The sequence below is a fragment of the uncultured Tissierella sp. genome (assembly GCF_902479755.1).
GTDB classification, from domain to species: Bacteria; Bacillota; Clostridia; order Tissierellales; family Tissierellaceae; genus Tissierella; species Tissierella carlieri.
This window is the reverse complement of the sequence record NZ_CABSQO010000005.1, coordinates 1-11,472: the sequence shown is the minus strand read 5'-3', so window position 1 is coordinate 11,472 and position 11,472 is coordinate 1. Positions and strand designations below refer to the sequence as shown.

Below are 11,472 nucleotides of genomic sequence, written 5' to 3'. Positions count from 1 at the left end.
CCTATATATTTTATTTCTTGATTTCTTTGACTTCTTTAAATGATTTTATAAAATATAATGTAAATACTAAGATTAGAAAAAATTTAGAGATGCTATTTATGATTGCTTTTGTAGAATCTTGAAGGACTTGATGCAAATTATGCTTTCCAACATAAAACACGCTCAACCAACACGCAATTCCACACAATAAATAAAAATCTTTTCTATGTTTCCAAAACGAATAAAAAAAGAATATCATTGCAGGAAAGAAAATTAATATTCTACCAATATCCATAACAATCTACCCCCTCTAAGATTATCTTTAAAGATACAATTCCTTCTAGCCTTCGACTTTTTTACCGCACATAAAATTACTATTACGAATTACTTATGTGGATATTATAACATATATAATGAATTTATTTGGTATATTACGGTAGATACCTTTATTTTAAATACCCCATTATTCAGTTTTCAATGTTCAATTTTTTAATTATTACTTTACATAAATAGTTCTAGTTACTTAAAGTATAATATAAAAATACCGTAAGATTCGTTTCTGAATAATACGGTATCTCAATGAAATATTAAGTTCTAAAAATTATGATGTAAAATATAAAAAATATGACATGAAAATTAATAAAGTAAAATAATTAATCTAATCAAATATAAATATTTCTTCAATAGGAGTATTTACTGCTTTTGAAATATCTATAGCAAGTTTTAATGAAGGATTATATTTTCCAGATTCAAGTCTCATTATTGTCTCTCTTCTTACACCAACAATATCTGCAAGTTGCTCTTGTGTTAATTCTTTTAATTGTCTATATCTTTTTAGCTTGCAAACGAATTTAGCCATATTATTTTTCCTCTAATATATATAATTTTATACCATATACATTTAATAAAATTGCAGATAACAAGAAAATTAATACCCTAATTAATTCAATATCCCTTACAAGAACGGTAGAGCTCCATATAATAGCTACTGCAAGAATAGCTAATGGAGCAATAAAAGCCAATGCTGTTTTCCTATTTTCAACATATCGTTCATCTTCTTTACTCCCACTAATTTTACCAGTAAAAAAGTTAGCAAAGAAACCAAAAAATCCAATATACGCTAAATCTGATAAATTTCCTGTATGAAAGTATAGCAAACTCTTAAATCCTATTAAGCCGAAAAACCCAAAATAAAACTGTTTTTTTATCATAATGCCCCCCCTTTATGATATATATATGTATCATAATGATATATATATGTATCATAATGATATATATGCATCACATTGGGTTTACTTTGCTAATATTATAAAGTGATATATTTTTCACTACTATATTAATAAAAGATACTAACTAGTTGTTTTATCAATCATTTCCATTACGCTTAATTCTACAATTGTGTCAACTATCTAGCTGCTTTCAGTAGGATAACAAAGCTAGCTTCCTCGACAAGCTCAGAATAACAACACTAACGTTTCAAATTGCATTTTACAATGGTATTCTTGGACTTCCTTACTTATAGCATAATTCTTTTTAGTTTATGCTTATAAAGTTCTGCTGTTTCATGATAATCCATAATTATTCCTTCTTCTCTGACAAAGTTTCCATAGCCCGTCGTCTCTCCTTTTAATCGAGGGAGAAGTTGAAAATGTAAATGATTTCTTTTACCGTCACATATTGTACACATATTGGATAGGTTACTATAAACTAGACAACTAAAATAAGGTCATGTAAACTAATAGTAGAAAAAGGAGAGAGTTTATATGACAAAAAGAGAAAGAAGAACCTATACCCCTGAATTCAAAGAACAAATGGTAAAATTATACGAAAGTGGTAAGTCTAAGAATGATATTATTGCTGAATATGACTTAACACCTACTGCCTTTAATACTTGGATAAAAAGAAGCCAAACAACTGGATCTTTCCAAGAAAAAGATAATCGTTCCCCAGAAGAAAATGAGCTAATAAGGTTAAGAAAAGAAAATCAACAACTAAAGATGGATAATGATATTTTAAAGCAAGCGGCGCTGATATTAGGACAAAAGTAAATGTGATTAAGAATAATGCTCATAAATACAGTATATCAGCAATGTGTAAAGTCCTACAAATCCCTAGAAGTACTTATTACTATGAATCAAAAGCCAAAGAATCTACAGATGAAAAAAACACCAAAGGTTGCTGAAATATTTAAAGCAAGCAGAAACAACTATGGTACAAGAAAAATCAAAGTTGAGCTTAAAAAAGCAGGATATATAGTATCTAGAAGAAAAATAGGTAGAATAATGAAGCAAAATGGCTTAGTATCAAACTATACAGTTGCCCAGTACAAGCCACATGTGGATAAATGTAATGAATCAAAGATTGCTAATGAACTAAATAGAGAATTTAATACAGATGAACCTTACGCAGCTGTAGTCAGCGATTTAACATATGTTAGAGTTAATAAAAGATGGAATTATGTATGTTTCTTAGTCGACCTATTTAATAGAGAAATAATTGGCTATAGTGTTGGCCCTAATAAAGATACACCTTTAGTTTATAGAGCATTTGCAAGGGTTAAAACTAGATTAGATGATATTACATTATTTCATACAGATCTAGGTAACGAATTCAAAAATAAGATAATAGATGAAGTCCTAGATACATTCAAAATTAAGCGTTCTTTAGGTATGAAAGGCTGTCCCTATGACAATGCTGTAGCTGAAGCTACATTCAAGATATTTAAAACTGAATTTGCTAATAACTATCATTTTGAAAGCTTAGAACAGTTAGAAATTATGTTAGCTGATTATGTAAATTGGTTTAACAATATTAGAATTCATGGGGCATTAGAATATTTAAGTCCTAAAGAATATAAATTACATAACCTTAAAAAAACTGTCTAAATAAGTGTTGACAATCCATATATACTTTTTCTGCACCTATAATTTCTTTATGAAGTTTAATTATTGCATCTGATATTTTTAATATATGCACTCCTAATTCAAGAGGCATTTCAGAAATATCTTCATAATGTTCCTTTGCTACAATAATTGTATGTCCCGTTGCTCTTGGATATTTTTCAAATTGACACCTTACCTTTTCATCCTCGTAAAAAATTAAACCATCATCAGGAAATATATCTCCTGTAATAAAATTATAACATGAGAAACATGTGCCCTTTTCTTGCAGTTCTTTTATTTTTTCATATCTTTCATTTAGTGCTATTTTTTCGTTTTCGGATAATTGCTTAACGTACAATTTAACTCCTCCTTTATTTAGCATTAATAAATACATATTACTTTTGCCACTCACTTTTTCTATAATCCGACCAAGCAATCTTCGTAATAGAAATTTGAACCAGTCTCTTTTTTCATTTCTGAGATAAGGAAAAGCTCTGCATAGATTTATTACGTCTAATCTAAGTAGCCGACCTTCTCTAATTCATGTCAAAATGTAATTATAAAGCATAACTCCAGCTATTATAGCATAATTTTTTGTAATTTCTTCAGTAAGTCATCTCCACAATTTCATATAAATTTAAATTAAAAAGTTATCATTTATGAGTATATCTGCTTAGATTATAAAAAATCCACCAAAGAACTGATTCGATTTAATGTAAATCCTTATTTAATTTTGACATGTGATTTGAAATAAGTTTCTATATATATTTTAACACATTCAAAATGAATATGATGACATTTCCTCTTATACTTACATTCACTGTTTCCATTCTAGTCCATTTATACATCTTAATTTAAATATCTGTCTTACTAAACTATCACCTATATGTTTATATAATCATTAGCTCACCTCTTTCCATTTTCAATTCTCCTATCCTTTCATTTCCTCTACATAGATCTGATATTATTGTGACTGATATAACTTCTAATCTTAATATCTCTTTTGCTAATTCTACTCTATAATTTCTTTCAGCTATTGCTTTAGTCTTTCCTCTTTCTTTTATAATTGTAATAGCTTTATTAAGGTCACTTCTATATTTATTTAATTCTATCTGTAATTCCTACATGTTCTCCTTCCCAAAAAAAAGAAAAGCCCAAGGATTTTATTTTATTATCCCTAGCCTTCTAAAGCCTCTAACCGTTATTTAATAATTACAAAATCAATAAAGATACCGTACAATTCTTTTCTGAATAATAGAGTATCCAAAATTTTTTATACATTTAATTATATCTATATATTTTATTACTATAATTCTATAATTCTATAATTCTATAATAATCTGACTCTATGCCTGTAACTTTTTCATAGTTATAATGTTACTAATAATAGTTGTTGTTCCAGCAATTAGAGTACCTAGCGGCCATATTTGTTTTTTCATTAATAGCCCAATAATTCCACCCACTATAAGTATAGTTCCAATACCTAATCCCACTAAACAACCCTTATATTGAACTGCAGAGGATATCTTAGGTATTGCTCCTGTTCTTTCCATTGCTTTTTCTGTTTTAGTTAGTGCTTTTTTTGTTATTTGCAAAAGCTTTTCATTAATATTATTCATTTTTATCCTCCATGATATCTGAATGTCTTTTTAAGATTTGTTTAATGAGTTTATCACTTACAATATCAACTCCAAGTTGTTTCATTAACATTTGTAAAAGCTTTAATCTACTTAATGTTTCAGAAGTATTACGATTGAATAAAACTGGATTTATCCAAATATTAACAAGTAACATGAATATCTCAGCGCATTCATTTGGAAACTCTGTATTAATAGAACCATCCTCTATTCCTTCTTGTATTATTTCACTTAAAATGGGTGCGTCACTATTAATACCTGCTTTGATGCCCAAAACTACAAATTGTGGATTTTTTATTTGACTCATTAGTACATTATCTAAAGAATGTGCTTCTTCATCAGACATAGTAGCTTCTAATATACGTACAAGTTTTTCTCTACCATTATTCGCTTTTGTATCCTTTATTAATTTTTTTAACATCTGATTTGAATAACTTAATTGCTTTTTGGTTATAGCATCTAAAATTTCTTCTTTGGATTTAAAATGATGATAAATTGCACCTTTCGACATTTCTAGTTCATTAATAATATCCTGTATACTTGTTTTATCAAATCCTTTTTCGCTAAATAATCTTCCTGAGACACATAATATTTTCTCAATTGTTTGTTCTGGATATTTATTTCTTGACATTTAATCACTCCTTGCATACCAACCGTCGGTATATATAAGTTATAATATTAATCTTTAAATGTCAAGAACATTTTCTTCAGTTAATTAACTGTATTACTCAATTTTCAATGTACTCATTTTTTAGAATTTACATCACCACTAGTAATTCATAACTGCCATTATATAAAATACATTCTCTTAAGAGAACTTCCTAGTAGGTCTCTTTACTATTTTAAATCTATATTAAATTCTTCAATAAAAAAGACCAGAAAATTAATCCTGGTCTAATAACTCTATAGTCGTAATCACTTATTATATTAAATGATAGTACACAAAGGTACTCTAACTAGAACTAGACGATCAGTTGCATTTTCAACATTAAATACCAAGAATGCATTTTGACCTACTACAAACACGCAAATAAGATTTACTTCTCTTCCTGTAGGGATTGTATTAACTATTTGGCAACGCATGACTCCCGATGCTATTAGTGCTGCTGCTTGTGCTGCTGTTATCTCAAATATGATTACTTCTTCTCTCTCATTACCCATAACGTCTATTTCTATTTCTATAAGCAAGAAAAATCTTCCATCTATTTGGGCTACGCATGTTGCGCCTATCATAATTGGATCGTTGCATATTGGTTTTCCGCTAGCCACTTGTTCGTAATCCATTGCTTTCGCCTTCCTTATTTTGTATTGGGAATTTCTTTCCCAATATTAGTATATTATGAGTTTGTACAAGTGTTACTATAAAATAGAAAGAATGGACATATCCTTTAATATCAAGAATATTTATGTAAACCATCTCATAAAATAATATTAACACATACATTAACTATTTATTTTTCATATCCCTATCTAATTTAATCTCATCTCTATGAAATATTTAACTCATTTGAGTTTATATATAGGAGGTGATAGAAATGTTATTCTGGGAGAAACTCTTTAAAACTTTAACAGCTTTACTTAATTTAGTGGCCAGCATAAATACTTTTCATTCTACTAAAAAAAATACAAAGAACTCAACTACAAATGAAGAGTTCTTTGCACAAAAAGATGTTTAGTTTCATAGGGGAGCTGGCACCTCCCCTATAAATCTTCTTCCTTTCTATTATATAAATGTATTACAAAAATATTACAATTATTTGCTTATTTATTTGATTTTTTCTGCCTATTTTGAGTAATATTCTTTCAGCACCTTGGCCAGAATTGACAAAAATAAAAATAAGTACTAATGCTACAATAAAAGCATATAGTTTTACTACTGAATCACCAAGTTTCTTCTTAATGATTGACTGTATTACATTCGGTCTTAATTACAAATACAGAATATGTTCATTTCACTAGTCTTTGAATAATGAACTGTATACCAGCCACCAATAGCCCCGCAACCACTGAAACAAAAGTTTTGAAAACTATCATATGCTTTATACTTTCAACGAAGTATTCCAATTTTGAATTACCTATATAGACTGAACGATACGGTATTAAAGTAAATATTCTGTTATGTAATTATTACATTTTATATAAAACATTCACATATAAACTAAGATTTATTTTTTGACTTTGAACGTAACACCAGCGATACTATAAAGCATAGAATACTTGGTACCAAAAATATTATCCCATGAATTATATTATAAACAGATAATGGTGTAGAAGCATACGAAGTAATTGTATTAGTATAATAATCATCACGTATATATGCTAAACCTCCGAAAAAACATATCAGCAATACAATACCAATACCAAATAGGATTTTTTCTAAAGTATATTTCATTATTTCATATCCTTTCATAAATTTCTTAATTCTATATTATATTTTTTATTTAGTTTCATATATCCAGTAAGAAAACTATACCATATTTCCTATATTGCCGTAATAGAATCTTGATTTTTGATACCCTGTTATTCAGTTTTTAAGGTTCAAATTACAAAACCTCCATTTGGACTAATTATCTGCCCGGTTACAAAATCAGAGTATGAAGACGCTAAATAAAGTGCACATCCGGCTATATCATTAGGACTTCCTAATCTCATTAATGGTGTATTTTCTTTAAGAACACATAATTCATCCTCATTATATGGCGAAAGCATATCTGTCTGAATGACTCCAGGTGCAATACAATTCACTTGAATATTCGATGGTCCCAGTTCCTTAGCCAATGCTTTGGTTAATCCAATTATAGCAGCCTTTGAGGCAGAATAATGAACTTCACAAGAAGCTCCAACAATTCCCCATATAGAAGAAATATTAACAATTTTCCCCCTCTTATTAGGAAGCATATATTTTAATGCACTCTGAGAACAGTAAAATACACTTTTAAAATTAACATTCAAAATCTCATCTAAATCTTCATCTGTAATATCTGTAAATATCTTTTCTTGACTTATTCCTGCGTTATTTATGAGTACGTCAAGTCCTCCAAACTTTTCAACACAAAACTTCATCATCAATTCTACCTCATTCCTCTTAGAAACATCTGCCTTAAATATCTTTACAGATAATCCTTTATTTCTGAGTTTATTATATAAATATAAAGCTTTTTTTTCAGAGTGGTTAAAATTAATTAATACATTATATCCTTTATTGGCAAATAATTCTGCCATTGATCGTCCAATACCTCTCGAAGCACCAGTTATAATAACGGTTTTTAAATGCGACATATATTAAAGTCTCCTTCTATATTTAATTATATATTACCTACTAGCTTTTGTGACATAAATATATATTTGATTCAATTTATAAAGTTCCATTATTGCAGATTATTCATATAGACATTATAACATATATCATTAATTTATTCGGATTGTAGAATAAACATTTTTATTTTTAATAACCTATTACTTAAAACATAAAATACCATATAATTTTTTTGTAAATAATACAGTATTTTACAGGTTATTCGTTTTTTTATAACTTAGATAAATTTATAATATGGTTTTTCTTCTCCAAATATCCAATACCTTATATAGTCGTAAAGGATTATAGTTGGTAAAGAAAGAAAAAACCATAGAATGCTATATTTTAAACATATCTGCCCCATAAAGTTAAATTTTAAATTACTATAATCCCAAATATCTAATCCCATCCCTAAATTTAAAATTAACCCAAATACTAATTCTAATACTGTGATAATTAAACAAGATATAACTTGCTGCAGCAATAAAGACTTATTAAATGTGAAATAATGTTCACCTATTAAACCCACTAATATAAAACATAATCCACCTAGAATAAGCATTGTCATATGAGAGTATCCTCTCCACAATATCTCAATAAAAAAATAGGATATTCCTCCAATTATGAATAAGATTAAATATTTAATTAACTGCTTCATTTTCCTCATCCTTTATACTATTTAGAATAATACTTTTTACCTTATATAGTGTAAAAGATTTTTCTTTAAATATTCAGTTGAAGGTATTAAAGAAGATTATAAGATGCAGAATTAATCACTTTTATTATCAGATTTTATTATAATACTTTTTAATTCTTCTTAAATAATCATTATACATACCATATCTGTAAATATTAATGAAGTTTTAAGGCATGTTTTGAAAACATCGAACTCACAGTTAAAGAAAGGAATTCAACGTAGTTTTAGTTTTAACCTTATTAAGATAGTAACAATTCTATAAAAGCTTTTAAAATTTTTCTTTTTCGGATAATCCATCTTTAAGAAGAATATATTTTAATAAAATGTTAGGAGTGATAGTATGGATATAAAAAATGATCCTATTTACCAAGAGGAAACGATTAAAGAAAAAGCTAGGTTGGATGAAATTGAAAGAAGAAAGAAACTTGATGAGGAAAAGAAAAAAAGTGAACAGAATAAAAATCTTATTAAATATTTAATAATAGGAATAAGTTTTCTGATATTTCTATATATCACGGTATACATACCTTTTAGTAATATGTTCAAATAATGTAAAAAACGATAGAATTAAATCTTATCTGAAGTTCTGTCATACTGACATAAATTCCCCTGTTTTAACTTCTTATTATTTATATTCTATATGAAACTTGATTTTACTTTTTATTTTATAAGGAAACTTATACAAATCAGTCATATGTCACAAAAAAAGACTAGGATATCTAATCCTAGTTATTACTCTTGCTGAACTCAATAAGTAATATAAATACTGCTTTTCTGACTACTCTAATTATATAATCTCTTTCAGCCTGTGAAAACTTTGAAGACTCTGATTGAGCTAATAAATTTTTAGTTATAAATAACAGGTCCTCTACCATTATTTATCACCCTTTATATAAGATTTACTTATATAATTCTATATACGATTAAAGAAATCCTTCTTTTTTGAAGAAATTAAAATATAAAAATAAATGTTACTTTAATATTGACTATTATATTTTTCTTCATCTTTATATCACCTAATTTAATTAAGTTAATATAATATTATTAGGCATTAGAACATGTCTTATCAACAGTCTATCTGTTTATAAACAAAAACGCCCCCATATATAAAGAGACCTTTTATAGGGTCTCTTTGATATTTCAATTTAGTTAAGCTAACAATATTTTCTTAAATATAATCAATTACTTCTCATCTATTTCTATCTGTTATTATTATTCAATTTAGTAATTTTACTATATATCAACTTTATTAATAAAATAAGAATATTTATGTGAACACGCTCATAGAATAATATTGAGACATATATTGGCTATTTATTTCTTATATCCCTATGCAGTTTAATCTCATCTCTATGAAATATTTAACTCATTTGAGTTTATATATAGGAGGTGATAGAAATGTTATTCTGGGAGAAACTCTTTAAAACTTTAACAGCTTTACTTAATTTAGTGGCCAGCATAAATACTTTTCATTCTACTAAAAAAAATACAAAGAACTCAACTACAAATGAAGAGTTCTTTGCACAAAAAGATGTTTAGTTTCATAGGGGAGCTGGCACCTCCCCTATAAATCTTCTTCCTTTCTATTATATCAATATATTACAAAAATATTACAATTATTTATCTATTATTGCTTTATTTTTTACCATTAAATTTACTAACTACTGAATCTTATATATAGTAATTAGTATTATATTTAGAATACTTCTCTATCTTATCCTACCTTAATAAATATTAATGTTTTCCTCAGCAATTCGGTGATAATGATAACAAAATTTAAATTAATATCAATATTCTTGGTTGTTTACTCATCTGTAATTCCACTTCTTATCCATTTATGTATAACCATTAATTTTTTCTTCTACTCTCATTTATCTTTGCTAAGTCTTCCATTTTTTTTTAATAATGTCACTACTCACTTTATTTTTTTTGTAAACTTGTATCAGTGTAACAGGTTAAATAAATCCGCTACAGAAAAGGGGTATGCGACTTGCATGATAAAGATACTATTGAAAAACTTGTTAAGGAAATTGAAGAAACTAGAATTAAACTTCATAACTTAATATTGGATAAGAAATACGACCTTCTTGATTCAGAGGTAATCAAATTAAGTCAGTTGTTAGACAAACTCTTGTCTCAATATCATGATTTAAAATAGTTATTAATTAAATACATTTAACCTGTTGCACTTATTTGAATTTTTTTATAAATTTACATGAAAAAAGATATTATCTTAATACCTCTTTGTTTCTAGGCTTTTATTTATTCTAATTTACTAAGCTTTTGCTTTTGTAATTTTTCTATATAAATCTAAGTTATATACTTTCTAGTGTCTAAATATGTTTTAGAATTTATTTCGTCATTTTTCATTTAATTAATTATCATTTATAAGTATATTTATTAAGATAATAATCAAAAGTCTTTTTTCCTTATATTTATTTAGATAACACTAATTATTATTTGAATCATCCTCCATTCAATCTATAATTCAACATCTCTAATAAATAATATTAACACTTTACCACTATCATTCATATCCTATTGTAAGGATAATAAATCTCAATTTAATAGGAGGTGTCTTTATGGGTGGCTTGTTCGGCAGAAGAGGATGCGAGAGAGAATGTGGTATGGACGACTCTCTATTATTCTTCTTTCTAATTCTAGTGATTATTTTCTGTAACTGTGATTTCTTCTAAATTAAAATAATTGAGTCGGGGCTTGTACCCGATTCTTTTTATATTTATTGTCTTTATGAAATTTACTCATTATTTTACCCTACTAAGTAAATTAATAATTCAAAGTACTCTTTATAAAATTTTCTTCTGCTATATGCTCTATAAGACTATTTTCTATAGAGATCATTAGAATTTGAATACCTATTACTAAATCTAAAACATCATGTTCTACATCAATTGCTAGATTTTTTTCTTTTTATAATAGATAATTTCCGTATACTTTGAATACTATTACTCTATGCTGCAT

The 11,472-nt window shown here is 27.0% G+C and carries 14 protein-coding genes and 1 pseudogene; 5 read left to right on the top strand and 10 right to left on the bottom strand.

Translation table 11 applies throughout. The features are described 5' to 3' along the window. Positions 1 to 10: 10 nt before the first annotated feature. The 3 genes from RDK80_RS03970 to RDK80_RS03960 all read right to left on the bottom strand — a co-directional run bounded on the left by RDK80_RS03970 (position 11) and on the right by RDK80_RS03960 (position 1,190). Positions 11 to 274 carry a hypothetical protein gene (locus RDK80_RS03970; protein WP_094900150.1) on the bottom strand — a complete coding sequence of 88 codons (264 nt, stop codon included), beginning with the start codon at positions 272 to 274 and terminating at the stop codon, positions 11 to 13. A gap of 363 nt (positions 275 to 637) precedes the next feature. Continuing rightward, entirely contained in the window at positions 638 to 838 is a 201-nt protein-coding gene (locus RDK80_RS03965; RefSeq protein WP_094900151.1) for a helix-turn-helix transcriptional regulator, read from the bottom strand. A gap of 1 nt (position 839) precedes the next feature. Next, the gene (locus RDK80_RS03960) at positions 840 to 1,190 is read right to left on the bottom strand and encodes a DUF3796 domain-containing protein (RefSeq protein WP_308523542.1); all 351 of its coding nucleotides are present in this window, start codon (positions 1,188 to 1,190) and stop codon (positions 840 to 842) included. Positions 1,191 to 1,742: 552 nt separating this feature from the next. Between RDK80_RS03960 and RDK80_RS03955 the strand changes: the two are divergent. Next, positions 1,743 to 2,864, top strand: a pseudogene (locus tag RDK80_RS03955) (IS3 family transposase). Here the strand turns inward: RDK80_RS03955 and RDK80_RS03950 are convergent. From RDK80_RS03950 to RDK80_RS03935, 4 genes are all read right to left on the bottom strand, one after another. Beyond that, positions 2,848 to 3,219: an HIT domain-containing protein gene (locus RDK80_RS03950; protein ID WP_308523541.1), complete on the bottom strand. Its 372-nt coding sequence runs from the start codon at positions 3,217 to 3,219 to the stop codon at positions 2,848 to 2,850. The pseudogene RDK80_RS03955 and the gene RDK80_RS03950 overlap by 17 nt on opposite strands. 988 nt (positions 3,220 to 4,207) lie before the next feature. After that, positions 4,208 to 4,480, bottom strand: coding sequence for a hypothetical protein (locus RDK80_RS03945; RefSeq protein WP_308523540.1), 273 nt, complete (start codon positions 4,478 to 4,480; stop codon positions 4,208 to 4,210). Next, positions 4,473 to 5,129 (bottom strand): TetR/AcrR family transcriptional regulator, encoded by a 657-nt coding sequence (locus tag RDK80_RS03940; RefSeq protein ID WP_308523539.1) that lies wholly within the window; start codon positions 5,127 to 5,129, stop codon positions 4,473 to 4,475. The genes RDK80_RS03945 and RDK80_RS03940 overlap by 8 nt, the downstream gene beginning before the upstream one ends. A gap of 296 nt (positions 5,130 to 5,425) precedes the next feature. Further along, positions 5,426 to 5,782, bottom strand: a complete 357-nt coding sequence (locus RDK80_RS03935) for a hypothetical protein (protein ID WP_308523538.1) — start codon at positions 5,780 to 5,782, stop codon at positions 5,426 to 5,428. 251 nt (positions 5,783 to 6,033) lie between these two features. Between RDK80_RS03935 and RDK80_RS03930 the strand changes: the two genes are divergently transcribed. Continuing rightward, complete coding sequence (locus RDK80_RS03930; protein ID WP_308523536.1) at positions 6,034 to 6,174, top strand: hypothetical protein; 141 nt, start codon at positions 6,034 to 6,036, stop codon at positions 6,172 to 6,174. An 862-nt stretch (positions 6,175 to 7,036) separates the two neighbouring features. Here RDK80_RS03930 and ymfI read toward each other — a convergent pair. Both ymfI and RDK80_RS03920 read right to left on the bottom strand, forming a co-directional pair. Next, entirely contained in the window at positions 7,037 to 7,777 is a 741-nt protein-coding gene (gene ymfI / locus RDK80_RS03925) for an elongation factor P 5-aminopentanone reductase (RefSeq protein ID WP_308523537.1), read from the bottom strand. Between the two features lie 254 nt (positions 7,778 to 8,031). After that, the gene (locus RDK80_RS03920) at positions 8,032 to 8,451 is read right to left on the bottom strand and encodes a hypothetical protein (protein ID WP_201260094.1); all 420 of its coding nucleotides are present in this window, start codon (positions 8,449 to 8,451) and stop codon (positions 8,032 to 8,034) included. Positions 8,452 to 8,830: 379 nt separating this feature from the next. On the opposite strand from RDK80_RS03920, the gene RDK80_RS03915 reads away from it, so the two are divergent. Further along, a complete protein-coding gene (locus RDK80_RS03915) occupies positions 8,831 to 9,040 on the top strand; it encodes a hypothetical protein (protein WP_094904502.1) in 210 nt (69 codons plus the stop codon). Positions 9,041 to 9,215: 175 nt separating this feature from the next. Here RDK80_RS03915 and RDK80_RS03910 read toward each other — a convergent pair whose 3' ends face one another. After that, positions 9,216 to 9,365 (bottom strand): hypothetical protein, encoded by a 150-nt coding sequence (locus tag RDK80_RS03910; RefSeq protein WP_158220212.1) that lies wholly within the window; start codon positions 9,363 to 9,365, stop codon positions 9,216 to 9,218. Between the two features lie 523 nt (positions 9,366 to 9,888). Between RDK80_RS03910 and RDK80_RS03905 the strand changes: the two genes are divergently transcribed. After that, a complete protein-coding gene (locus RDK80_RS03905; RefSeq protein ID WP_308523536.1) occupies positions 9,889 to 10,029 on the top strand; it encodes a hypothetical protein in 141 nt (46 codons plus the stop codon). 451 nt (positions 10,030 to 10,480) lie between these two features. Further along, the gene (locus tag RDK80_RS03900; RefSeq protein WP_094904454.1) at positions 10,481 to 10,648 is read left to right on the top strand and encodes an aspartyl-phosphate phosphatase Spo0E family protein; all 168 of its coding nucleotides are present in this window, start codon (positions 10,481 to 10,483) and stop codon (positions 10,646 to 10,648) included. The last annotated feature ends 824 nt before the right edge of the window (positions 10,649 to 11,472 follow it).